Source organism: Arthrobacter sp. TJ-238, assembly GCF_058269215.1.
Window position 1 is genome coordinate 1 of sequence record NZ_JBZCNH010000007.1, and the last position, 24,573, is coordinate 24,573.

Here is a 24,573-nt window from a genome sequence, read left to right on the forward strand (position 1 = left end):
ACACTATTGAGTTCTCAAACAACAGGAGCTACCGGCACCAAACACGACCAAACCATCATGTCCTCGCTCCGAAGCAACTTCACAAGCTTACCCCCACCAACCCGATCCCGCAAACCCGTCCCGAACCGCTCCAACCGCCCCGAAGGACGAACAACGATCCACCAACAGACCCACACAACCGACAACAAACCAGAAGCCCATCCCAACGACATGCACCGCACACGCTGAAACAACTTCAACTCTGCAAGGGGGGTTTGCCGCCCTCACCGGGGCAACTCCATAACTATACGACCACCCCACCCCCACCACCAAATCCACCCACACATCACCACCGGGTTGTGGGACGGCAGGGGCCGGCACCCTCGTGAGGAGGATGCCGGCCCCTGGTGCCGGACTGGTCAGCCGGCGTCGACCATGGCCAGGTTGCGCTTGCCGCGGCGGACGAGCAGGTACCGCCCGTGCAGGAGGTCCGCACCGTCGACGGTGTGGTCGGCATCGGTGATCTTTGCGTTGTTCACATAGGCCCCGCCCTCGGCCACCGTCCGTCGCGCCGCCGAGTTGCTCGCCGAGAGACCGGTGGCGACCAGCAGGTCGATGATCCCCAGCCCCTCCCTCGTGACGATCACCGATTCCAGTTCCGCGGTCGCGGCCTGGAGGGTCGCCAGGTCCAGTGCCGTGAGATCCCCCTGCCCGAAGAGCGCGGCCGATGCCGCGATGACCTTCTCGGTCGCCTCGACCCCGTGCACCAGGGAGGTGACGTCGTAGGCCAGCGCCCGCTGGGCCTCACGGGCATGGGGACGTTCCGCCGTCGCCCTCTCGAGGTCCTCGATCTCGGCGCGGGTGCGGAAGGTGAAGATCCGCAGCCGCTCGGCGACGTCGGCGTCGGAGGTGTTAAGCCAGAACTGGAACATCGCGTACGGGCTGGTCATCGCGGCGTCGAGCCAGACCGCGTTGCCCTCGCTCTTGCCGAACTTCGTGCCGTCCGAGTTCGTGATCAGCGGCGTCCCGATCGCATGGACACTGCGCCCCTCGACCTTGCGCACCAGGTCTGTCCCTGAGGTGAGGTTCCCCCACTGGTCGGACCCGCCGGTCTGCAGCACGCAGTCGTACTCGCGGTACAGCTGGAGGTAGTCCATGCCCTGCAGGATCTGGTAGCTGAACTCGGAGTAGCTGATGCCCTCGTCGGAGTTCAGCCGCTTGGCGACCGTCTCCTTCTTGATCATCGTGCCCACGCGGAAGTACTTTCCGATGTCGCGCAGGAAATCGATGACGCTCATCGGCCCGGTCCAGTCGAGGTTGTTGACCATCCGCGCGGCGTTCTCCCCCTCGAAGTCGAGGAACTTCTGCACCTGCCCCTGGAGGGAACCGACCCACTCGGCGACGGTCTCCTTGGTGTTCATGGTGCGCTCGGCCGTGGGCCGGGGATCACCCACGAGGCCCGTGGACCCGCCGACCAGGCCAAGCGGCCGGTGACCGGCCAGCTGCAGCCGGCGCATCGTCAACAGCTGCACGAGGTTGCCCAGGTGCAGGCTCGGTGCGGTCGGGTCGAAGCCGCAGTAGAACGTGATGGGCGCGCCGGCCAGCAGTTCCCTCAGCTCGGCCTCGTCGGTGGACACATAGACCAGGCCCCGCCACACCAGCTCGTCGTACACGCCGTCGAAGGACGGATCGTTGCGCTGGCCGTCGAGGCCACTGACCGGGGTTTCTGTTCGCTGGGACACCCCTCCAAATTATCAGCCGGCGATACCGGCGGGAATCCGGCCACTGGAGATGACGCGGAGCCGCTGCGTGGGGCGGGTCATGGCGACATAGAGATCGCCCACCCGGGCCGTCGCCGAGTCGAGCATCTCCTGCGGTTCGAGGATGACGACGCCGTCGAACTCCAGGCCCTTCGATTCGCGGGGTCCGATGACCACGATGTCCTGGCCCGGTCCGCCGGCTCCCGTCCCGACGCGGCTGTCGTAGACCGGGTTCAGAGCGGCACGGACCTCGTGCACCAGGTGTTCGGGAGCGATGACGGCGAGCAGCCCGCCGTCGATCGCGGCCAGCTCCTCGGGCATCGCCTCCAGGAGGGCGGGCAGGAGATCCGGGACGGTGTCGAGGACGGGCGGGAAGCGACCCTCACGGACCGCCTTCGGGGCGGAGACGACCAGGCCGGCGGCGTTGGCCATCCGGACCGCGGCCTCGGCGATCTGCGAGGGGGTGCGGTAGTTGACCGTCAGCTCCTCCAGCTGCCAGCGCTCGCCCACGAACGGCTCGAGCGCCTGCTGCCAGGACCTGGAGCCTGCCGCGGAACTCGTCTGGGCGATGTCGCCGACGATGGTGAACGACTTCAGCGGACACCGGCGCATCAGGAGGCGCCACTGCATGGGCGAGAGCTCCTGCGCCTCGTCCACCACGATGTGGCCGTACGCCCAGGTGCGGTCGCCGGAGGCACGTTCCGCTGCGGACAGGCGCGTGGCCGTCACCGCGTTGTGCTGCGCGAGATCCTCCGCCGTGAGCACCCCGTCCACGCCGGCGTCCTCGAGCGAGGCGTTGACGTTCTCGAGGGCGCGCTCGGCGTTGGCGAGGTCGCGCTTCTGCTCCTGCTCCCGGGCAGAGGTGTCCCGTCCGGCCGAGGCATCCAGCTCTCCCAGGAGCTCGGCGGCCTCGTCGAGGAGAGGGACATCTGCCTCGGTCCACGGGGCGTCGGCCGGCCGGGTCAGGGCAGCCACCTCGGCGTCGGAGAGTGCAGGGGCCGCTGCACGGAGCAGCTCCGGGCGTGCGAACAGTTCGGAGACGAGCTTCTGCGGTGTGAGTGGCATCCAGGCGAGGTTGAGCGCGATCCTCACGTCGCGGGAACTGCGGACGTCCTCGGCGAGGTAGGAGCGGTCAGCGTTGTTCCCTCCGCCCGACGACTCCTCGAGCTTGTCCAGCAGTTGCTCGGTGAGCTCCCGGAGGAGGATCTTGACGAACGTGACGCGCGCTTCGTTGTGCGGCTTGCCGGTCGCACGCGCGCGGTCGCGCGCACGGGCCACCTGCCGGGGGGTGAGCGTGAGCATGGTCCCCTCGACGTTGAGTCGCTTGTTCTCCGCCGGCACGCGCTCCCGATTGGCGACGGCGGTCCGGAGCACCTCGGCCATCTGCAGCCGGCCCTTGATGGCCGCTGCCTGCTCGCTCGCCTCCTGCACCGTCGTCACGCCGGGCATCAGGGTGCCGATACCGGCCATGACGACGCCGGTCTCACCGAGGGACGGCAGCACGCGTTCGATGTACTTCATGAAGGCGTCCGTCGGCCCGACGAGGAGGACGCCGGCCGACTTCAGCCGGTCGCGGTGGGTGTAGAGGAGGTAGGCGGCGCGGTGGAGCGCGACGGCCGTCTTGCCGGTCCCGGGGCCGCCCTGCACCACGGTGACCCCGGGGAGCGGCGCCCGGATGATGCGGTCCTGCTCGGCCTGGATGGTGCCGACGATGTCCGACATCTGTCCGGTGCGCCGCGAGTTCAGCGCCGCGAGCAGGGCGCCCTCGCCCTGCAGGGAGGCGTCGTCGCCGAGGAGGTCCGCGTCGAGGACGTCGTCCTCGATGGCGACGACGTCGCGCCGCGACAGGATGAGATGGCGACGGCGTCGGACGCCCATGCGCTCGAAGGCGGTGGCCTGATAGAAGGTGCCGGCCTCGGGTGCGCGCCAGTCCACCATGAGCTGCCGGAGGTCGTTGTCCGAGAGGCCGATGCGGCCGATGTACCGTTCCTCTCCGCTGTCGAGGTCCAGACGGCCGAACACGAGGCGGTCGTCGACAGCGTTCAGCTGCGCGAGGCGGTCCTCGTACATCGTGGCGAAGGCGTCCCGTTCCGACCGGTTCTGGTGGGAGCCGGCCGCCTGGGTGCGCCGGACCTCGGCGAGCTGCTCGACCTTCTCCGCGCGGAGTTCGTCGAGGCGGCGGTACAGCCCGTCGACGTAGCGGCGCTCGTGGTCCAGCTCGGCCCTGGCGTGGGACGTCTCGTGCATCGGACACTACCTTCCTTCAAAGACGGACCGTCAAGTCTAGCGCGTCGCTACACGGTCTTCAGCGCGTGGACGTTCCGGCCTGCCAGGGTGTCCCGGCCGCCCAGATCGCCCAGTTCGAGGACCACTCCGCAGCCCACGACGACGGCTCCGGCCTTTTCGAGCAACGCGCACGCGGCGACGAGCGTTCCACCCGTGGCCAGGACGTCGTCGAGCACCAGGACGCGTGCCCCGGCGGGGAGGTCGGACTGGTGGATCTCGAGCGTCGCCTGCCCGTATTCGAGGTCGTAGGACTCGCTGTACACGGCGCGGGGCAGCTTGCCCGCCTTGCGCACCGTGACCACGCCGGTCCCGGTCGCATAGCCGACGGCGGCGGCGAGGAGGAAGCCACGGGCCTCCACCCCGGCGACCGCGTCGAAGGTCCCGGCGAACGGTGCGGAGACGGCGTCGACGACGGCACGGAAGGCCTCGGCATCCGAGAAGACGGGGGTGAGGTCCCGGAACATGATGCCCGGTGACGGGAAGTCGGGGACGACGGCGCACAGGCGGTCGATCGCGCCCGCCGCATCCGCTGCGAGTCCGGCTGGTCCTGCTGCTGTCCCCGGGGTGCTGCCGGCGTCCGCTCCGCTGATTGTCACGGATCAACACTACGTGCTGCGGGGGGCTTGCCGGGACGGTAGCGCGAGACGGTCGGGTCCCCGGGCAACCAGAAACGCCACGGATACTGCCCGGTCCCGCCGGCACCGCTGACACCGACGCGGGGGCCACGGCCGATGTCCGAGGGAGGCGACTCCGGCAGGACGAGCCGGAAGGGGTGCGCGAGGACGTCGGCACCGTCGGACCGGCGATCGAGGCCCAGCGCCTGAGCGAGCCGGGCCGGGCCCCGTGCGAGGTCGAGGTCCGTGGCGGGTCGGGAGCGCCGCTCACGGGCGAGGTCCCTGCCCTCGGTGATCTCCCCCGCGCGGAGCAGAAGGCCCGTGGCCCACCCCTCGGTGCCGCACACGATGTTCGCGCAGTAGTGCATGCCGTAGGTGAAGTAGACGTAGAGGTGGCCGGCCGGGCCGAACATGGTGGCGTTCCGTGCGGTCTTCCCCCGGAAGGCGTGCGAGCCCGGGTCGTCGGGACCGAGGTAGGCCTCCACCTCCGAGACGCGGACGGTCACCTGACCGTCGTCGTTGGTGTGGGTCAGGTGTGCACCGAGCAGCCAGGGGGCGACGTCGAGCGCGCTGCCGCCCAGCCTCCCGCGTACGCCTGCTGCCCCGCTCTGTTCCACCCGTCGACCGTAGCAAGCCCACGAGGGACTCTCCCGCCGTCGTGTCCGAAACCCGCTAGTGAGCGCTTCCGGCAGGTGGAAGGATGACGGCATGGACTTCTGGCAGCAGTACCGGGCGATCGACGCCCGCGACGTGCGCTTCGACGGGCAGTTCGTCACCGCCGTCTCGAGCACCGGCATCTATTGCCGCCCCTCGTGTCCCGCCCGCACGCCGAAGCCCTCCAACGTCACCTTCTACCGCACATCCGCCGCAGCGCACGAGGCCGGGTACCGTGCCTGCAAGCGATGCCTGCCGGAGGCGGTGCCCGGGGACCCGGAGTGGAATCTCCGCAGCGACGCCGCCGCCCGCGCGATGAGGCTCATCGCCGACGGCGAGGTGGACAGGGCGGGCGTGGCGGGCCTCGCGGCCCGGCTCGGGTACTCGGCGCGCCACCTCAACCGGATCCTGAAGGACGAACTCGGAGCGGGCGCGCTGGCCCTCGCCCGCGCGCACCGCGCCCAGACCGCCAGGACGCTGCTCACCGCCTCGACGCTGCGCTTCTCCGACGTGGCTTTCGCGGCCGGCTTCGGGAGCATCCGCCAGTTCAACGACACCGTCCACCAGGTCTTCGACCTCACGCCAGGACAGCTGCGGGACGCGTCCCGGCAGGCGAGGGAAGCCCAAGCGGGGGATGCCGCGTCCGGCGGTCCCGTGCGCATTCCGCTGTTCCTGCCCACGCGGCTGCCGTACGACAACGGGATCTTCCGTTTCCTCGCCGCGCGCGCCGTGGACGGCGTCGAACAGGCGACCGACGCCGCGTACGAGAGGCTGCTGCGCCTGCCCGCCGGCCCGGCCTGGTTCAGGGCGGGTCCCGCAGTGCGGCGCGGCACCGGGCAGGCCGCCCTGCCCGTGACGGTCTCGGTGGCGGGGCTGGGTGACCTGCCGGTGCTGCTGAGCCGGATCCGGCGGCTCTTCGACCTCGACGCCGACCCCGTGGCCATCGACGCCGCCCTCGCACGGAGCGCCGTCTTCGGTCGCCTCGCAGCCGCCACCCCCGGTCTCCGGCTTCCCGGTGCGGTGGACCCCCACGAGATCCTCGTCCGGGCGATCGTCGGCCGCCGGTCGGCCACCGCGGCGACGGCAGCCCTCGGCCGCCTCGCCCGGGTCGGACCTCCCGTCGACGTCCCCGGCACCGGCCTGTCGAGGATGTTCCCGTCCGCGCAGGACCTCGCGGACGCCCCCGAGCCGCTGCTGCGCGGACCGCTTCGCCGGGACGACGCCCTGCGGACGGCGGCACGGCTCCTGGCGTCGGGCGCGCTCGATGTGGGTGTGGGCGCGCGACCGGAGACGCTGCGCGCCGATCTGCTGCAGCTCCCCGGGATGGATCGACGGACTGCGGACTGCGTCACCATGCGCGTCCTCGGCCATCCCGACACGCACCTGCCGACCGACGCCGCCGTGCGCACGGGGTGGCGTCTCGTGAGCCGGGACGCCGTCGGGCCGAATCCCGTGCAGGCTGCCGCTCCAGCTCTCGCCGACGCGATGGCGGTGGTGCGCCCCTGGCGCTCGTACGCGACCGTCCACCTCTGGCGCGCCGCGGCCCTGCGTGGCGCCGGCAGGACCGGCGCGGAACCGCTCGATGTCGTCGCCTGACCCTGCCCCGTCTACCCTGTGACCATCGAAGGGATTCCCACCATGACCGCCATCCTCACTCCCCCGACCGCGCTGCCCGGTGCCACCACCACGACCGTCGGTACGCCCGACGGCCCCTTCACCGTGATCGAGGCGGAGGGCACGGTGCTCGCCTCCGGCTGGACGGAGCTCGCCTCCGAGCTGACGGGGCAGATCCATCCGAGCATCCGGGCGACGGCCTTCGATCCTGCCGCCTCCTCGGTCCGTCCGATCCTCGACGCCGTCTCCCGCTACTACGACGGCGACTTCGACGCGATCGGGTCGGTGCGGGTGCGGCAGGCCTCGGGACCGTTCCGGGTGCATGCCTGGGAGGTGCTCCGCGCCGTCCGGCCGGGGGCCCCGGTCACCTACCTCCAGTACGCGGAGCGCGCGGGCAACCCCGCCGCCGTCCGGGCCGCCGCGGCCGCCTGCGCCAGGAACGCTGCAGCGCTCTTCGTCCCGTGCCACAGGATCATCCGCACGGACGGTACGCTCGGCGGGTTCCGGTGGGGGCTGCCGGTGAAGCAGCGCCTGCTCGACCGTGAGGCCGGGCGTGCTCCCCTGGTGTGATTGATCAGGCGTGCGCCACGAGGCGCTGGCGGGCCGCCATGTCGCGGTAGAGGTCGCTGCTCCCGAGGAGCTCCTCGTGCGTGCCGACGGCCTCCACGCGCCCCTGGTCGAGCACGACGATCTGGTCGAAGTCCGCGATCGTCGACAGGCGGTGGGCCACGACGACGACCGTCCGGTTCCGCGAGGCCTCCCCCAGCGTCCGCTGCAGGAGCTGCTCGGTGCGGGAGTCGACGGCGGAGGTCGGCTCGTCCATCAGCAGGACGGGCCGGTCCGCGAGGATCACCCGCGCCCAGGCCAGGCGCTGCCGCTGTCCGCCCGAGAGGCGGATGCCGTCCTCCCCCAGGTTGAGGTCGAGGCCGTCGTCGGAGCGCTCCCCGAGCTCGTCGAGGCCCACGGCGGCGAGGACGCGGTGGAGCTGGTCGTCGGTCGCCTGCGGAGCGGCCAGTCGCAGGTTGTCCGCGAGGGTCCCGCTGAGCACGGGGGCCTCCTGTTCCACGAGGCCGATGCGGGAGCGGAGCTCGGACCGCGGGATTCGTGACAGATCGGTGCCGTCGACGATGATCCTGCCGTCCGTCGGCTCGTAGAACCGTTCGAGGAGTGCGAGCACGGTGGACTTGCCCGCACCCGACGGCCCGACCAGCGCCGTCCTGCTGCCCGCGGGGACGGAGAAGCTGACGCCGTCGAGGACGAGGGGGTCGCCCTCGAACGGGTCCAGTGCCTCCAGCGGATCCGCCGACACGGATCCCTGCCGGTCGTCCCGCCCTGCCGCTCCCCCTGCCGCTTCCCCGGTTGCTCCTCCGGACGCGGCCGGTCCGCCGGTGGGCGCGTCCGTCACGGTGTAGTCCGTAGCGGTGTAGCGGAAGCTGACATCGCGGAGTTCGATCGTGCCGCTCGCGCTCGCCGCGGCAGCCGGTGCGGGCGGCTGGGTCCCGGGCGCCACGACAGGCACCACGGCCGGCGCCGCCGGGATTGGCTGCTCCTCGTCCGTCCGCTCGGGCTCGAGCCGCGCGATCTCCTGGATGCGGTCCAGCGCGGCCAGCCCGGACTGGATCTGCACGAAGGCGCTCATGGCGGAGCCGATGGGCATCACGAGCAGGAACAGGTAGAGGATGAACGCGATGAGGTCGCCGAGCAGCAGCTCCCCCGCAGCGACGCGGATACCGCCGACGGCGAGCACCACGATGAAGGCTCCCTGGACGCAGATCGACATGATGGGCTGGACCGCCGCCTGGAGCCGGGCCATCGCGATACCCGCCCGGTAGGCCTTCGTGGCTTCGACGTCGATCACCGCGGCTTCGCGCTCCTCGGCGACGGAGGCCTTGATGGTGCGGATCCCCGAGAGGCCCCGTTCGACGGCGGCCGTCATGGACCCGACGGCGTCCTGCACGTCCCGGCTGCGCCTGCGGATGAGCCGACCGAGGAACAGGACGCCGCCCGCGCCGAGGAGGACGGCGGCCAGGGTGATGCCGAAGAGCAGCGGATCGATGATCACCATCAGGACGACGGCGGCGAAGAACATCAGCACCGAGGACACGATCTCGAACAGCCCCGAGGTGATGACGCTGCGCATCAGCGTGGTGTCGGAGCCGACGCGCGACATGAGGTCGCCGACCCTGCGCCGGTCGAACTCGCGGATCGGCAGGGCCAGCAGCTGGCCGACCAGGGACCGGCGGACCCCGAGGACCACCGATTCCGCCGTCCGCTGCAGGAGGTAGGACTGGGCGGCACCGAAGACGGCGCCGCCGAGGGTGATGGCCACGAGCAGCCAGATGAACATCGTGGCGGGACGGCCGGCCGAGACCGCGTTGACGAGTTGCTGGACCATGAGGGGCTGGGCGATAGCCAGCCCGGTCGAGATCAGGGAGACGGCGGCGACCACGACGAGTACGCGGACGTGCCCCCGGAGGTAGGGGAAGAACTCGCGGAGCGTCGCGCGCTGGTCGTTGGGCTGCATGGACACACACTGCGCCGGGCGCAGAGGCGTGTCAAAGGACTTTCGCGGCCGGCGTAGCGGGGCATCCGGACGCCCCGGGCGGCATGGCTCCGGGCGGGAGCCACGCCGCGCGGGTCACGGACCCGCGTACCCCGCGACGTCGTCGAGCTCCCCCCGCAGCACGGCGAGCTGGCGCCGGACGGCGGCGGGGGCCGTGCCGCCCTGCGCGTCGCGGCTGGCCAGGGAACCCTCGACCGTCAGGACCTCGCGGACCGCAGGCGTGAGGTGCGCCGAGATTCCTGCGAACTCCTCGTCCGTCAGGTCCCACAGTTCGACACCGCGCTGCTCGGCGACCCGCACGGCGGCACCCGAGAGCTCGTGCGCCTCACGGAACGGGACGCCCTGCCGGACGAGCCACTCGGCGATGTCCGTCGCCAGGGCGAACCCCTGGGGAGCGAGCGCCGCCATGCGCCCGGTGTTGAACACGAGCGTCGCGATCATGCCGGACACCGCCGGCAGGAGGACCTCAAGTGTGTCGACGGCGTCGAACACGGGCTCCTTGTCCTCCTGCAGGTCACGGTTGTACGCCAGGGGCAGTCCCTTGAGCGTCGCGAGCAGTCCGGTCAGGTCCCCGATCAGCCGGCCCGCCTTGCCGCGCGCGAGCTCGGCGACGTCGGGGTTCTTCTTCTGCGGCATGATCGACGAGCCCGTCGAGTAGGCGTCATCGAGCGTGACGAAGGAGAACTCCTTCGTGGCCCAGATGATGATCTCCTCGCTCACACGGGAGAGGTCGACGCCGATCATCGCCGTGACCCACGCGAACTCCGCGTACACGTCCCGCGCGGCGGTGCCGTCGATGGAGTTGTGCGTGGCGGAGAAGAAACCGAGGTCGGCGGCCACGGCTTCGGGGTCGAGGCCCAGCGACGAACCGGCCAGGGCGCCGGAGCCGTAGGGCGAGACGCCGGCACGCCGGTCCCAGTCCTGCAGGCGCTGCACGTCGCGCAGCAGCGCCCACGCGTGGGCCAGGAGGTGGTGACTCAGCAGGACGGGCTGGGCGTGCTGCAGGTGCGTGCGGCCCGGCATGGCCACCTCGAGGTGTGCCTCCGCCTGGTCGACGAGCGCACCGATGGTCGCGAGGACACCGCCGGCGATGATGCGGGCGTGGTCCCGCAGGTACATGCGTCCCAGCGTCGCCACCTGGTCGTTGCGCGACCGGCCGGCACGCAGCTTGCCGCCGAGGGCCGAACCCGCGCGCTCGATCAGGCCGCGTTCGAGCGAGCCGTGCACGTCCTCGTCGGTCTCGGCCGGCAGGTAGGCACCGGACCGCACGTCGGTGTCCAGCCGGTCGAGGGCGTCGATCATGCCCGCGAGTTCGGCCTCGTCGAGCAGGCCCGCCCGGTGGAGCACGCGCGCGTGGGCGCGGGATCCCTCGATGTCGTAGGTGGCGAGGCGCCAGTCGAAGTGCGTCGACTTGCTCAGCGCCGCGAGGGCGTCGGCGGGGCCGCCGGCGAACCGGCCACCCCACAGCGAGCCCTCGTTCGTCCCCGGGCGCCCCCCGACCTCGCTTCGCTCGGCCGGGGACCCCTGCGCTCGTGGGCCCACCGGGCGCCCCCCGACCTCGCTTCGCTCGGCCGGGGACCCCTGCGCTCGTGGGCCCACCGGGCGCCCCCCGTCCTCTGCTGGGGCCATCAGGCGCCCGCCCGCTGGTCCCGGCTCGATGCCACCTTGGAGGACAGTCCGAAGATCTCGATGAAGCCACGGGCCATCGACTGGTCGAAGGTGTCGCCGGAGTCGTACGTGGCGAGGTTGAAGTCGTAGAGGGCGACGTCGGACCGGCGGCCCGTGACGGTCGCGCGGCCGCCGTGGAGGTCCATGCGGATGTCGCCGGTGACGTACTTCTGGGTGTCGTCGACGAAGGTGTCGAGCGAGCGCTTCAGCGGGGAGAACCACTGGCCGTCGTACACCAGTTCGGTCCAGCGCTGGTCCACGGTCTTCTTGAAGCGTGCCTGCTCGCGCTCGATGGTCACGTTCTCGAGTTCGCGGTGCGCGGCGATGAGGGCCATGGCACCGGGGGCCTCGTAGATCTCGCGGCTCTTGATCCCGACGAGGCGGTCCTCGACGATGTCGATGCGGCCGATGCCCTGCGCACCGGCGCGGCGGTTGAGCTCCTCGATGGCCTGCAGCGGCGTGACGGCGTGGCCGTCGATCGCCACCGGGATGCCCTCCTTGAAGGAGATGGTCACCTCGTCCGCGGCGGGCGGGAACTCGGGCGACGCCGTGTAGTCGTAGACGTCCTTGGTGGGACCGTTCCAGATGTCCTCGAGGAAGCCCGTCTCGACCGCGCGGCCCCAGACGTTCTGGTCGATGGAGAACGGGTTCTTCTTGGTGGTCTCGATCGGCAGGCCCTTTTCCTCGGCGAAGGCGATGGCCTTGTCGCGGGTGAGCGCGAGGTCGCGGACGGGCGCGATGCACTTGAGGTCCGGGCCGAGGGTCTGGATGCCCACCTCGAACCGCACCTGGTCGTTGCCCTTGCCCGTGCAGCCGTGGGACACGGTCGTGGCGCCGAACTCCCGTGCCGCGGCGACGAGGTGCTTGACGATGACGGGACGTGACAGGGCCGAGACGAGCGGATACGCGTCCATGTAGAGGGCGTTGGTCTTCAGGGCGGGCATGCAGTAGTCGGTGGCGAACTCCTCGCGGGCGTCGGCCACGTACGCCTCCACCGCACCGCAGCCGAGGGCGCGCTGGCGGATGGTCTCGAGGGACTCGCCGCCCTGTCCGACGTCGACGGCCACGGCGATGACCTCGGCCCCGGTGGCTTCGGCGATCCAGCCGATGGCGACGGAGGTGTCCAGTCCGCCGGAGTAGGCGAGGACGATGCGTTCTGTCACGGGAAATGCTCCTTCGATTGTCCGGGCGGGTGCCCGTGGGTCTGTAGGTGTTCAGGGTGTCATGCCGCGCACGGCCGGCGCAGGGCCGGTCCCTGCGGCGGGGTCAGGAGGGGTCAGGAGGGGTCGGCGGGTCCCTGCGGCTCCTGGGCGAGCCCGAGGAACCGTTCGGCGACGGCCGCTCCGCCGTCGGGGTCACGGCTCACCAGCATCACGGTGTCGTCGCCCGCGATGGTGCCGAGGATCGAGGGCATCACGGAGTGGTCGATGGCCAGGGCGAGGAAGTTCGCCGCTCCCGGCGGGGTGCGCAGGATGACGATGTTGCCCGAGGCCTCGGCGGTGACGAGCAGTTCGGTGCACAGTTTCGCCAGCCGTGCATCCAGGAGCTCCTGGGAGACGGCGCTCTGCACGTGGCGCCCGCCGCCCTCCACCGGGACCGCGTAGACGAGGGCGCCGTCGGCCCCTCTCACGCGCACGACGCCGAGTTCCACGAGGTCCCGTGACAGCGTCCCCTGGTTCACCTGCACGCCCTCGGCCGCGAGGAGTGTGGCGAGCTCGACCTGCGAGCGCACGGACTGTGCCGTGAGCAGGTCCGCGATGCGGGCGTGCCGCGCCGTCTTGGTGGTGGGTCGGGCCGAATCGCGCTGCATGGTCACGACGGCGTCCCCGGCGTCCCCGGCGTCCCCGACTTCGCGACGAGCCACGCCATGAGGGCCTTCTGGGCGTGCAGCCGGTTCTCCGCCTCGTCCCAGACCAGGGACTGCGGGCCGTCGATGACGTCCGCACTGATCTCGTACCCGCGGTAGGCGGGCAGGCAGTGGAGCACGACGGCGTCGGGCGCGGCCTGCGCCATGGCCGCCGCGTCGACCGCGTACGCGCGGAAGAGGTCCTGCCGTGCAGCCTTCTCGTCCTCCTGGCCCATGGAGACCCAGGTATCCGTGGCGACGACGTCCGCGCCCGCGAGAGCGGTGGCGGCGTCGGTGGTCACGAGGACCGAACCGCCGGTCTCCGTGGCGCGCTGCTCCGCGGCGGCCACCACCGCGGGGTCGGGGAGGTAGCCGTCGGGTCCTGCGATGCGGACGTGCATGCCGGCCGTTGCGCCGGCGAGGAGGTAGGAGTTGGCCATGTTGTTGGCGCTGTCCCCGAGGTAGGTCATGGTCAGTCCGGCGAGGGTGCCCTTGTGCTCGCGGATGGTCAGGAGGTCCGCCAGCAGCTGGCAGGGGTGGTAGTCGTCGGACAGGGCGTTGATGACCGGGACGCTCGATGCCGCGGCCATCTCCTCGAGGCCCGCCTGGGCGTAGGTGCGCCAGACGATCGTGGCGACCATCCGCTCGAGCACCTTCGCCGTGTCCGTGATGGATTCCTTGTGCCCGAGCTGGGAGTCGCCCGCCCCGATGATGAGCGGCACCCCGCCGAGGTCGGCGATCCCTGCGGCGAAGGAGACCCGGGTGCGGGTGGAGGTCTTGTCGAAGATCACCGCCACGGTCTTCCGGCCCGCCCCCTCCCCGGCGTACGGCGCGTGGGAGTACGGCTTCGACTTCAGCTCCGCGGCGAGGTCGAGCACCTCGGCCTGCTCGGCGGGCGAGAGATCCGTGTCGACGAGGAAGTGGCGCGTCATGAGATTGCCTCCCGGGCAGTCGTGCGGGCGGTCGTGAGGATCGAGGGCAGGGCGTGGATGAACGTCGCCGCCTGCTCCCGTGTGAGGATCAGCGGCGGGGCGAGGCGGATGGTGGCCGGACCGGTCGCGTTGATGATGAATCCTGCGCCGAGCGCGGCCTGCACCGCCGCCGGTGCGTGGCCGCCGTCGAGGTCGAACCCGATGAGCAGACCTTCGCCGCGCACCGAGGTGACGCCCTGCACGGCGGCGAGGTGCTCCCGCAGGTACGCGCCGACGTCGGCGACGTGCTGCAGCGCGTCCGAGGATTCGAGCGTGTGCAGGGTCGCGAGCCCTGCCGCCGTCGCCACCGGGTTGCCGCCGAACGTGGTGCCGTGCTGGCCTGCGGAGATGAGTGTCGAGACGCCCTCGCCGAACGTGACGAGCGCGCCGACGGGGAAGCCGCCGCCGAGGCCCTTGGCGAGGGTCATGGCATCCGGGACGACGCCGTCCACCCACTGGTGGGCGAACCAGCGGCCCGTCCGCGCGATGCCGGACTGGACCTCGTCGAGGATCAGCAGGGCACCGTGCTCGCGGGTCAGCTCCCGTGCCGCGCGGAGGTACTCCGGGGAGAGCGGGCGGACTCCCGCCTCCCCCTGGATGGGTTCGATCACGAGGGCCGCCACTGTTCCGTCCATGGCGGCGCGCAGGGCGTCGACGTCGTCGAACGGGATGTGTTCGACGCCACCGGGCAGCGGTTCGAACGGTTCGCGGTAGGCCTTCTTGGAGGTGAGCGCGAGAGCGCCCATGGTCCTGCCGTGGAAGGCTCCGTCGAGGGCGAGGATACGGTGGCGCTCGGGCGTGCTGTTGCGGCGCGCCAGCTTCATGGCCGCTTCGAGGGCCTCGGCCCCGGAGTTGGTGAAGAAGACGCGGGATCCGGCGGGCGCCTGGGAGAGCTTCAGCAGCTTCTCGGCGAGCGCCACCTGCGTGGGGCTCGTGAAGAAGTTGGAGATGTGGCCGAGGGTCGCCAGCTGGCTCGAGACGACGGACGTGACGAACGGGTGCGCGTGGCCGAGGGCGTTCACGGCGATCCCTGCGAGGAGGTCGAGGTACTCGTTGCCGTCGGCGTCCCACACGGTGCAGCCCGCACCGCGCACGAGGACGCGCTGCGGCGTGCCGAACACGCCCATCAGCGACCCGTTGTACCGGGCGAGCCAGTCCGCACCCGATGCGGCGCCCGTGAGCGCGTCGGCGCCGTGCCCGGTCGCCGCGGCTGTCGCGGTCGTCTCGGTGTCGTTCACGAGGGCGCTCCCGGGGTGTCGATGGCGGCGGCGTCCGGTACGACCTGCGTACCGATGCCCGCGGTGGTGAAGGTCTCCAGCAGCATCGAGTGGGCCAGGCGCCCGTCCACGATGTGCGCGCGCTCGACACCGGCCTCGACGGCCTCGAGGCAGGCCTTCATCTTCGGGATCATGCCCGATTCCAGGCCCGGCAGGAGCTCGCGCAGCTGCGTGGTGGAGAGGGAGGAGATGAGGGAGCTGCGGTCCGGCCAGGCGGCGTAGAGGCCCTCGACGTCGGTGAGGATCACGAGCTTCGACGCGCCGAGGGCTGCGGCGAGCGCGGCGGCCGCGGAGTCGGCGTTGACGTTGAGCACCTGCTGCGTCGCCTCGCCGTCGCCGTCGTACTCGGGGGCGACGGTCGAGATGACGGGGATGCGGCCGGCCTGCAGGATGTCGAGGATCGCGCCCGGGTGCACGGCGGTCACCTCGCCGACGAGCCCGAGGTCCACGGGCTCGCCGTCCACGACGGTGCCCGTGCGGACGGCACGGAGCAGGCCGCCGTCCTCCCCCGACAGACCGACGGCGTAGGGTCCGTGCGAGTTGATGAGACCCACGAGTTCACGGCCGACCTGACCGGTGAGGACCATCCGGACCACATCCATGGCCTCGGGGGTCGTGACGCGCAGCCCGCCCTTGAACTCGGACTCGATGCCGAGGCGCTCCAGCATCGCGTTGATCTGCGGTCCTCCCCCGTGCACGACGACGGGATGGATGCCGACATGGTGCAGGAAGACGATGTCCTCGGCGAAGGCGCGCCGCATCGCGTCGTCCACCATGGCATTGCCGCCGTACTTGATGACCATCGTGGTCCCGGCGAAGCGCTGGATCCAGGGCAGGGCCTCCATCAGCGTGGCGGCCTTGTCCTGGGCCTGGAGCATGGAGGTGCGGGTCGGCGTGCCGTTCATGGTGACTCCCGTCAGCTCGAGTACGCGGAGTTCTCGTGCACGTACTCGTGCGTGAGGTCGTTGGTCCAGATCGTGGCGCTCGCGGGCCCGGCGGAGAGGTCGATCTCGACCGTGACGTCGTGCGCGGTGAGGTCCACGAGGTCGCGGGACTCCCCGATGCCGCCGTTGCGGCAGATCTGCACGCCGTTCATGGACACGTTCAGCCGCTCGGGTTCGAACGCCGCGTCCGTCGTGCCGACGGCGGCGAGGACGCGTCCCCAGTTGGGGTCGTTGCCGAAGATCGCCGTCTTGAAGAGGTTCGAGCGCGCGACGGCGCGGCTGACCACCTCGGCGTCGCGCTCGCTGGCTGCGTTGACCGTGGTCACGGCGATCGTGTGGCTCGCACCCTCGGCGTCGTGGATCAGCTGTGCGGCGAGGTCGAGGCAGACCTGCGTGAGCGCGGCCGTGAACTGCGCCTGGTCGGGGGCGACGCCGGCGGCGCCGGAGGCGAGCAGAACCACGGTGTCGTTCGTGGACATGCAGCCGTCCGCGTCGGTCCGGTCGAAGCTCACACGCGTGGCTTCGCGGAGGGCCGCGTCGAGGGCTGCGGGGTCCAGGGCGGCGTCCGTCGTCAGGACCACGAGCATGGTGGCGAGTCCCGGCGCGAGCATGCCGGCGCCCTTGGCCATGCCGCCGATGGCGTAGCCCTCGCTCGGGGAGTCGGCGGTGGCCGGGTAGCGCGCCTCCTTGGACACGGTGTCCGTGGTCATGATCGCCTCGGCCGCGGTGGGCCCGCCTCCCCTGCCGAGCGAACCGGCGGCCTCCGTCACCCCGGGGAGGAGCCTGTCCATCGGGAGCTGCTCGCCGATGAGGCCGGTGGAGCACACGAACACATCGGTCGCGGAGACGCCGAGCAGTTCGGCGGCGACCTCCGCCGTCCGGTGGGTGTTCTGGAAACCCTCCGGTCCGGTGCACGCATTGGCGCCCCCGGAGTTGAGGACGACGGCGTCGACGCGTCCGTCGGACACGACCTGGCGCGACCACAGGACGGGAGCGGCCGCCACGCGGTTCGTGGTGAAGACCGCTGCGGCGTTGTGCAGCGGTCCGTCGTTGACCACGAGGGCGACGTCGGGTTTGCCGGTGCTCTTGAGGCCGGCCGCGACGCCCGCGGCGCGGAACCCGCCCGGATAGGTGATGCTCACGGTGCGATCCCCTGGATGGTAAGGCCCCGGGCCTCGTCGAGTCCTAGGGCGATGTTCATGGACTGTACGGCGCCGCCGGCGGTTCCCTTGGTGAGGTTGTCGATGACGCTGCTGACGATCACGCGGCCGGCATGCTCGTCGAAGGCGAGCTGCAGGGCGGCATGGTTGCTGCCGAGGACCGACTTCGTCGAGGGCCACTGGCCCTCCGGGAGGACCCGCACGAACGGCTCGTCCGCGTAGGCGGCTTCCCACGCGTTCCTCAGCTGCGCGTACCCGATGCCGGGCTTCACGCGTGCGGTCGCCGTCGTGAGGATGCCGCGGGCCATCGGCGCGAGGGTGGGCGTGAAGGACAGCGAGACGCGCTCGCCGGCCGCGAGGCTGAGTCCCTGCTCCATCTCGGGGGTGTGACGGTGGCCGCCGCCGACCCCGTAGGGGCTCATGCCGCCCATGACCTCGGAGCCGATGAGGTTCGGCTTGGCCGCCTTGCCCGCGCCGGAGGTGCCGGAGGCGGAGACGATGACGACGTCGACCGGCTCCAGGAGACCGGCGACGAAACCCGGGGTCAGAGCGAGCAGCACGCTCGTGGGATAGCAGCCCGGGACGGCGATGCGCCGGGCGCCCACGAGGTCTGTCCGGCAGCCCGGGAGTTCCGGCAGCCCGTACGGCCAGCTGCCGGCATGGGCGGATCCGTAGAACTTCTCCCACGCGGCGGGATCCTGCAGCCGGTGGTCCGCACCGGCGTCGATGACCAGTGTCTCGGGTGACAGCTGTGCGGCGAGCTCCGCGCTCGTGCCGTGCGGCAGGGCGAGGAAGACGACGTCGTGCCCCGCGAGCACCTCGGGCGTGGTGTCCTGGAGCACGCGATCGGCGAGGGAGTGCAGGTGCGGCTGCAGCTCACCGAGGCGGGACCCGGCATTGCTGTGGGCGGTGATCGCCCCGACCTCGATGTCGGGGTGGTTGGCGAGGAGGCGCAGGAGCTCGCCTCCGGCGTAGCCGCTGGCGCCGGAAACAGCTGCTGTGAACGTCATGGTCTCGATCGTACAGCAACTCCATGCGTTTGTTCACATACTTATGCACCACAGTGGACCGGGATCAGAACCACCGGACGGGTCCGCCCCGGGAATAGCATGAGGGAACGCCACCGAAAGGGAACCATCATGCCCTCAGCCATCGTCGTCACCGGACCCGGCGGTCCGGATGTCCTCACCCTCGCAACCGTCGAACGCCCGGATCCCGCCCCCGGCCAGCTCCTGGTGAAGGTAGCGGCCGCCGGGGTCAACTTCATCGAGACCTACCAGCGCAGCGGCGTCTACGCCGTCGAGCATCCGTTCACTCCCGGAGCCGAAGCGGCAGGGACCGTGGAGGCGCTGGGCGAGGGCGTGACAGGCTTCGAACCGGGTGACCGGGTGGCCTTCGCCGAAGGCAGCAACACGTACGCGGAGTACGCACTCGTGGACGCCGATCGTGCGCTGCCCGTGCCCGACGGCGTGGACCTCGAGACCGCGGCAGCCCTCCCCCTGCAGGGCATGACGGCGCACTACCTCATCACCTCGACGTTCCCCGTGCAATCCGGGCACACCGTCCTCGTGCACGCCGGTGCCGGCGGCGTGGGCCTGCTGCTGATCCAGCTGCTCAAGGCCAGGGGCGCCCGGGTGATCACCACGGTGTCCACCGCCGAGAAGGAGGACCTGGCGCGGGGCGCGGGTGCCGACGAGGTCCTGAGGTACGAGGGCTTCGCCGACGCGGTGAGGACCTCGACCGGCGGGACCGGTGTGGACGTCGTGTTCGACGGCGTCGGGAAGGCCACCTTCGACGAATCGCTGCGCTCGCTGCGCATCCGCGGCACGATGGTCCTCTTCGGTGCCGCATCCGGGGCGGTACCACCGGTGGACCTGCAGCGCCTCAACAGCGGCGGCTCGCTCTTCGTGACGCGACCTACGCTCGCGCACTACCTGCTCACCCCCGAGGAGCGGCGCTGGCGATCGGAGGAGCTGTTCGGCGCCGTCACGGCAGGTCAGCTCGACGTGAGGATCGGCGCCCGGTACGCGCTGGCCGACGCGGCCCGAGCCCACGAGGACCTTCAGGCGCGGCGGACCACCGGCAAGGTACTGCTGATCCCCTGAGTCTTCGGGCAGGGGTCAGGCTTCCAGCACCTGCGGCCGGGGTGGTTCTCCAGCCGGGAGGCCCGCCCCCTGGTCGGGACGGGCCTCCACCCGGGAGATCAGCGCTGCACGGCACCGAACCGGTCGGCGGCGAGTGCCACGGCGGCGTCCCGCGCGGCACTGGCCTCCTCCGCGGTCAGCGTGCGGTCGGGCGCCCGGAACCGCAGGGCGAACGCCAGGGACTTCCGTCCCTCCCCGATGCCCTGTCCCGTGTAGACGTCGAACAGGCTGACGTCCTCGAGCAGTTCGCCGGCGCCCTCACGCAGTGCCTCGAGCACGTCCCCCGCGACCACGGCGGCGTCCACCACCAGCGCGACGTCCTGCGTGGCCGGCGGATACGTGGACAGCGGCCGCGCGACGATGACGTCGGCCGCGGCCTCGAACAGCAGATCGACGTCCACCTCGAGCGCGACCGTGCGCGCCGGGAGATCCTCGGCCGCGATCAGCTTCGGGTGGAGCTCGCCGGCGTGGCCGAGCACCTCGCCGCTGCGCAGCGAGATCTCCGCGGTCCGACCCGGGTGGAACGCCTGGTGGCTTCCCTGCCGGACGACGACGTCGACGCCGGTGACCTGCGCCATCAGCTGCACCACATCGATGGCATCGGCCCAGTCCCAGGCTCGCGGTGCGGCCCCGGCCGAGGGAGCGGCCTCGTGGCCGGTGAACAGCGCGGCGACGGTCTGCGGCTGGTCGGGGATCCCGGCGTAGAGGGCGTCGAGCACGCCGTCGTCGGGCCTGACGCCCAGCGGCGGGATGGACTCCGTCCCCAGTGGCCCGGCCGGCAGGAAGACCGCCCCGGACTCGAACAGCGCCAGGTCACGGAACCCGCGCGAGTGGTTCCGCTTCGCGAGTTCGACGAGGCCGGGAAGGAGCGACCGGCGGAGGTAGCCGCGTTCCGCGCTGAGCGGGTTGGCGAGCCTCACCGACGGAACCTCCGCGCCCTCCTCCGGGCTGCCGAAGACGGCGTTGGCGCGTCCCCCGACGAACGGGTAGGACAGCACCTCGGTGAGACCGGCCGCCGCCAGGGCGTTGAGGAGCCGGCGGCGCTGCTGCTGGACACGCGTCAGGCCACGACCGGGGGGCGCGACGGGCAGGGTCGACGGGATCGTGTCGTAGCCGACGAGGCGGATGATCTCCTCGGTCAGGTCCTCGCGCGTCTCGAGGTCGGTGCGCCAGCTGGGCGCGGTGACGCGGTAGCCGCCGTCGGTCGGCTCCACGGCTGCGCCGAGGTCGGTGAGCGTACCGGTGATCTCCTCGTCGGTGAAGGCACGTCCGACCAGGCGCTCCGGGAAATCGGCGGCGAGGTCGATGACGCGCGGCGCGGGCGGCTGCCCGACGTCGGTCGCGGCGTCGTCCACGGAGCCGCCCGCAAGGTCGAGGAGGAGCTCGACGGCGCGCTGCGCGGCGATGTCCGCGATCTGCCAGTCGACGCCGCGCTCGAAGCGCTTGGACGCCTCGGACGGGAGCCGGTGCCGGCGACGCGAGCGTCCGATGCTGACGTCGTCGAAGTGGGCGGACTCGATGAGCACGTTGCTCGTGCCGTCGGAGACCTCGGTGGAGGCGCCACCCATCACCCCCGCGATGCCGATCGGCCCGGACGCGTCGGTGATGAGGAGGTCCTCGGGGTCGAGCGTGCGCTCCCTGTCGTCGAGGGTCCGCAGGCTCTCACCCGCACTCGCGCGCCGCACCACGATGTCGCCCGACAGCTTGTCGAGGTCGTAGAAGTGCAGCGGCTGGCCGAGTTCCAGCATCACGTAGTTGGAGATGTCGACCACGAGGGAGATGGAGCGGATCCCGGCGAGGCGCAGGCGCGCTGACATCCAGGGCGGCGTGGGCCGCGTCGGGTCGACGCCCCGCACCGTCCGGACCACGAAGCGGTCGCATCCCGGTGTGCCGTAGATGGGCGCCGCGTCCTCGAGGCGCACCGGGTACCCGGTGCCGGCGGCGGGAGGCACGACGACGGCGCCGGCCGGATCGGTGAACGCCGTCCCGGTCGCGTGGGCGTACTCCCGGGCGACGCCGCGGATGGAGAAGCAGTACCCGCGGTCGGGCGTCACGTTGATCTCCGCGGCTTCGTCGTAGAGGCCGAGCAGCTCCATGGCGTCGGTGCCCACCTCGGGGTCGAGCCCCAGGGTGGAGAGCACCAGGATGCCGTCGTGGTCGTCGCCGATCCCGAGCTCGCGCACCGACGCGATCATGCCGGCCGATACGTGGCCGTAGGTCTTGCGGGGGCTGATCCGGAAGTCGCCGGGCAGGACGGCGCCGGGCAGCGTCACGACCACCTTGTCACCCTCGACGAAGTTGTGGGCGCCACAGACGATGCCCTGCACGCCGGAGGGGTCGATACCGTCGCCTGTGAGCGTCTGCGCGGTTCCCTCCGGCACCACGCGGACCTGGCACCAGTTGATGGTCTTGCCGTTGGACTGGGGCTCCCTGACGAGGCTGAGCACCTGGCCGACGACGATCGGGCCGCTCAGCTCGTCGGTGGGACGGTGGACGTCCTCCTCCTCCAGCCCCACCTTGACGAGCTCGGCCATGACCTCTTCCGCGGTCGCGTCCGCAGGGACGGCTGCGTATTCGCGCAGCCATGACAGTGGGATTCTCACCTAGATCTCCATCCCGAAGTGTTCGCTGAAACGTACATCGCCCTCGATCATGTCGTGCATGTCGCCGACCTCGTTGCGGAACATCAGAGCCCGCTCGATCCCCATGCCGAAGGCGAAGCCGGAGTAGACGTCCGGGTCGATCCCGGTGGCGCGCAGCACGTTGGGGTTGACCATGCCGCAGCCGCCCCACTCGATCCAGCGCGGACCGCCCTTGGCACCGGGGTGCCAGATGTCCAGCTCCGCGCTCGGTTCGGTGAAGGGGAAGTAGTTGGGGCGCAACCGCACCTTGGCGTCGTCGCCGAAGAGCTGCTGCGTGAAGTGCTCCAGCGTGCCCACGAGGTCGGCCATGGTGAGGCCCTTGTCGATGGCAAGGCCCTCGAACTGGTGGAACACCGGCGTGTGGGTGGCGTCGAGCTCGTCCGTGCGGAACACCTTGCCCGGGCACAGGACGTAGATGGGCAGCTCGCGCTCGAGCATGGAGCGAACCTGGACCGGCGACGTGTGCGTGCGCAGCACCAGGTGGGCCTCCGGGGGCTCCACGAAGAAGGTGTCCTGCATCTCGCGGGCCGGGTGGTCCGGCTTGAAGTTCAGGGCGTCGAAGTTGAACCACTCCGACTCGAGCTCGGGCCCCTCGGCGATCTCCCAGCCCATGCCGACGAAGACGTCGCTGACCCGCTCCTGCAGCGTGGACAGCGGATGCCGCGCTCCCGTCCGGCGACGGCGTGGGGCCGCGGTGACGTCGACGGCCTCCTCGACGAGGATCCGTGCGTCACGCTCGGCTTCGAGCTCCACGGTGCGCGCGGCGAGCGCCTGGTTGATCCGGCCGCGGGCCGGGCCGATGTTCTTGCCGGCGGCGGACTTCTGCTCCTTGGGCAGGGCACCGATCCCCCGGTTGGCGAGGCTCAGCGGAGACTTCTCGCCGGTGTGCGCGATCCGCACCCCCTTCAGCCCGTCGAGGTCTGCGGCTACCGCGATGGCGGCGAGCGCGGCGTCGACGGCCGCGGCGACCGACGAGGCGTCCAGCGGATCGGGGACTCGAGCATCGGGGGCCTCGGGGCCGTCGGGCCCGGCGTGCTCTGGGGTTTCGGACATGGGGATGGCTTACCTTGCACTCTCGGACGGCGGGCGGCCTGCCGGAGCGGGCCGCGCCTCTGGCGGGAACAGGAAAAGGCCGGGTCGCAGCGAGCGCGCACCGGCGTGTCAAGTCTAGGCGACCGGTTCGACGCCGTCGCAACGGCCGGCACTCGCGCCCGCCCTCAGGGCATGGGCCGGATCCGCCGCGCGTACGATGACCGCATGGACCGGAGGCTCGTACCGCTGCTCAACTGGATCAACCTGTCGACGCCGTGCGGTCTCGCGGTCGCCGCCCTCTCCGGCTGCCGGATCTCCGCCGGACCCGGCGGCATCCTGCTCGCCGAGGGCTACCGGCGGCGCCTCCCGAAGGCACGGGCCTTCACGGTGGGCAGTGTGGTGCTCCTCCGGGGGACCGTGCCACGCCACGCCCCTGCGGGCTTCACGCGACTGCTCGAACACGAGGCGCGGCACACCCGCCAGTACGCTGCGTGTCTCGGACTCCCCTTCCTGCCGGCCTATCTCGCGGCGGCGGGTTATTCGCTCCTGCGCACCGGTGACCCGGCTTCGCGCAATCCCTTCGAACGGGGAGCGGGACTGTCCGACGGCGGCTACCGCGAGCGCCCGGTCCGGCCGCTCGCGGGGACGGTCCGGGCCTCGGTCGCCTCTCTTGCGAGGAGTGCGCGGCGGCGGTGAGGGCAGGGTGCCGGGCCCGGCTCAGTGCTCGGCGCCGGCGGCGACCCGCAGGTCCGCCCCCGTGTCCGCCGTCGTCGTCGCGATGGTTGCGAGGGCCTCGGCCATGAGGTCGATCGCCAGTCCCGGCTGCCCGTGTGCCTCGCCCTGCTCGATGGAGAACGGGATGTGGACGAAGCCCCCGCGGGAGTGCTCCTGCTGGGCGAGCAGGTGCATGAGCCCGTAGAAGACGTGATTGCAGACGTACGTCCCGGCCGTCTGCGAGACCTCCACCGGGATGCCGAGCGCCGCCACCGCCTCATGGCACGCCTTGATGGGCAGCGAGGAGAAGTACGCGGCGGGACCACCGGGCACCACCGGTTCGTCGATGGGCTGCCGTCCGGCGTTGTCGGCGATCCGGGCGTCGTCGACGTTGATGCCGACGCGCTCCACCGAGACGCGGCTCCGCCCGCCGGCCTGCCCCGCGCACACCACGATGTCCGGCCGGAACCGGACCAGTGCGCCCTCCAGCGCCTCGATGCTGTCCCCGAAGACGCAGGGGAGTTCGACGGCCACAGCGTCCCTCCCCTGCTCCCGCAGGAGCAGCGCCGCGCGCTCTGCGGCGAGCCAGGACGGATTGGACGGTTCTCCCCCGAAGGGTTCGAAGCCGGTCAGCAGGATCATGCCCCCAGCCTAGGTCAGGCTCCGGACGGTGGCGGAGAATTAGTACACGTGTTCTACTGGGGG

The 24,573-nt window shown here is 71.3% G+C and carries 20 protein-coding genes; 4 read left to right on the forward strand and 16 right to left on the reverse strand.

The features are described 5' to 3' along the window. Window positions 1-398: 398 nt before the first annotated feature. From tyrS to AC4D2O_RS15080, 4 genes are all read right to left on the reverse strand, one after another. Window positions 399-1,721 carry a tyrosine--tRNA ligase gene (gene tyrS / locus AC4D2O_RS15065; protein WP_490908163.1) on the reverse strand — a complete coding sequence of 441 codons (1,323 nt, stop codon included), beginning with the start codon at window positions 1,719-1,721 and terminating at the stop codon, window positions 399-401. A 12-nt stretch (window positions 1,722-1,733) separates the two neighbouring features. Continuing rightward, window positions 1,734-3,986 (reverse strand): HelD family protein, encoded by a 2,253-nt coding sequence (locus AC4D2O_RS15070; RefSeq protein WP_490908164.1) that lies wholly within the window; start codon window positions 3,984-3,986, stop codon window positions 1,734-1,736. 47 nt (window positions 3,987-4,033) lie between these two features. Continuing rightward, window positions 4,034-4,537, reverse strand: coding sequence for an adenine phosphoribosyltransferase (locus AC4D2O_RS15075; RefSeq protein WP_490908327.1), 504 nt, complete (start codon window positions 4,535-4,537; stop codon window positions 4,034-4,036). An 80-nt stretch (window positions 4,538-4,617) separates the two neighbouring features. Further along, window positions 4,618-5,256, reverse strand: a complete 639-nt coding sequence (locus AC4D2O_RS15080; protein WP_490908165.1) for a DNA-3-methyladenine glycosylase — start codon at window positions 5,254-5,256, stop codon at window positions 4,618-4,620. A gap of 91 nt (window positions 5,257-5,347) precedes the next feature. On the opposite strand from AC4D2O_RS15080, the gene AC4D2O_RS15085 reads away from it, so the two are divergent. Continuing rightward, the gene (locus AC4D2O_RS15085; RefSeq protein WP_490908166.1) at window positions 5,348-6,889 is read left to right on the forward strand and encodes a DNA-3-methyladenine glycosylase 2 family protein; all 1,542 of its coding nucleotides are present in this window, start codon (window positions 5,348-5,350) and stop codon (window positions 6,887-6,889) included. A 42-nt stretch (window positions 6,890-6,931) separates the two neighbouring features. Next, window positions 6,932-7,477, forward strand: coding sequence for a methylated-DNA--[protein]-cysteine S-methyltransferase (locus AC4D2O_RS15090; protein ID WP_490908167.1), 546 nt, complete (start codon window positions 6,932-6,934; stop codon window positions 7,475-7,477). Window positions 7,478-7,481: 4 nt separating this feature from the next. Here AC4D2O_RS15090 and AC4D2O_RS15095 read toward each other — a convergent pair whose 3' ends face one another. The 9 genes from AC4D2O_RS15095 to argC all read right to left on the reverse strand — a co-directional run bounded on the left by AC4D2O_RS15095 (window position 7,482) and on the right by argC (window position 18,346). Beyond that, window positions 7,482-9,431, reverse strand: a complete 1,950-nt coding sequence (locus AC4D2O_RS15095; RefSeq protein WP_490908168.1) for an ABC transporter ATP-binding protein — start codon at window positions 9,429-9,431, stop codon at window positions 7,482-7,484. Between the two features lie 114 nt (window positions 9,432-9,545). Continuing rightward, the gene (argH, locus tag AC4D2O_RS15100) at window positions 9,546-11,012 is read right to left on the reverse strand and encodes an argininosuccinate lyase (RefSeq protein ID WP_490908169.1); all 1,467 of its coding nucleotides are present in this window, start codon (window positions 11,010-11,012) and stop codon (window positions 9,546-9,548) included. 86 nt (window positions 11,013-11,098) lie between these two features. Beyond that, window positions 11,099-12,301, reverse strand: a complete 1,203-nt coding sequence (locus tag AC4D2O_RS15105) for an argininosuccinate synthase (RefSeq protein WP_490908170.1) — start codon at window positions 12,299-12,301, stop codon at window positions 11,099-11,101. 113 nt (window positions 12,302-12,414) lie between these two features. Then, window positions 12,415-12,948, reverse strand: a complete 534-nt coding sequence (locus AC4D2O_RS15110; protein WP_490908328.1) for an arginine repressor — start codon at window positions 12,946-12,948, stop codon at window positions 12,415-12,417. A gap of 2 nt (window positions 12,949-12,950) precedes the next feature. Then, window positions 12,951-13,916, reverse strand: a complete 966-nt coding sequence (argF, locus tag AC4D2O_RS15115) for an ornithine carbamoyltransferase (RefSeq protein WP_490908171.1) — start codon at window positions 13,914-13,916, stop codon at window positions 12,951-12,953. Then, complete coding sequence (locus AC4D2O_RS15120; protein ID WP_490908172.1) at window positions 13,913-15,193, reverse strand: acetylornithine transaminase; 1,281 nt, start codon at window positions 15,191-15,193, stop codon at window positions 13,913-13,915. Before AC4D2O_RS15120 ends, argF begins: the two co-directional genes overlap by 4 nt. Beyond that, window positions 15,190-16,137 (reverse strand): acetylglutamate kinase, encoded by a 948-nt coding sequence (gene argB, locus AC4D2O_RS15125; RefSeq protein WP_490908173.1) that lies wholly within the window; start codon window positions 16,135-16,137, stop codon window positions 15,190-15,192. Before argB ends, AC4D2O_RS15120 begins: the two co-directional genes overlap by 4 nt. Window positions 16,138-16,148: 11 nt before the next feature. Then, a complete protein-coding gene (gene argJ / locus AC4D2O_RS15130) occupies window positions 16,149-17,318 on the reverse strand; it encodes a bifunctional glutamate N-acetyltransferase/amino-acid acetyltransferase ArgJ (RefSeq protein WP_490908174.1) in 1,170 nt (389 codons plus the stop codon). Further along, complete coding sequence (argC, locus tag AC4D2O_RS15135) at window positions 17,315-18,346, reverse strand: N-acetyl-gamma-glutamyl-phosphate reductase (RefSeq protein WP_490908175.1); 1,032 nt, start codon at window positions 18,344-18,346, stop codon at window positions 17,315-17,317. Before argC ends, argJ begins: the two co-directional genes overlap by 4 nt. Window positions 18,347-18,475: 129 nt before the next feature. Here argC and AC4D2O_RS15140 point away from each other — a divergent pair, with 129 nt between their 5' ends. Further along, entirely contained in the window at window positions 18,476-19,441 is a 966-nt protein-coding gene (locus tag AC4D2O_RS15140; protein WP_490908176.1) for a quinone oxidoreductase family protein, read from the forward strand. Window positions 19,442-19,539: 98 nt separating this feature from the next. Here AC4D2O_RS15140 and pheT read toward each other — a convergent pair whose 3' ends face one another. Together pheT and pheS are read right to left on the reverse strand one after the other, a co-directional pair. Then, window positions 19,540-22,083 (reverse strand): phenylalanine--tRNA ligase subunit beta, encoded by a 2,544-nt coding sequence (gene pheT, locus AC4D2O_RS15145; RefSeq protein WP_490908177.1) that lies wholly within the window; start codon window positions 22,081-22,083, stop codon window positions 19,540-19,542. Beyond that, a complete protein-coding gene (gene pheS, locus AC4D2O_RS15150; protein WP_490908178.1) occupies window positions 22,084-23,175 on the reverse strand; it encodes a phenylalanine--tRNA ligase subunit alpha in 1,092 nt (363 codons plus the stop codon). A 204-nt stretch (window positions 23,176-23,379) separates the two neighbouring features. Between pheS and AC4D2O_RS15155 the strand changes: the two genes are divergently transcribed. Next, entirely contained in the window at window positions 23,380-23,850 is a 471-nt protein-coding gene (locus AC4D2O_RS15155; protein ID WP_490908179.1) for an eCIS core domain-containing protein, read from the forward strand. Between the two features lie 21 nt (window positions 23,851-23,871). Here the strand turns inward: AC4D2O_RS15155 and pcp are convergent, their stop codons facing one another. Next, window positions 23,872-24,510 (reverse strand): pyroglutamyl-peptidase I, encoded by a 639-nt coding sequence (gene pcp, locus AC4D2O_RS15160; RefSeq protein ID WP_490908180.1) that lies wholly within the window; start codon window positions 24,508-24,510, stop codon window positions 23,872-23,874. Window positions 24,511-24,573 lie beyond the last annotated feature (63 nt).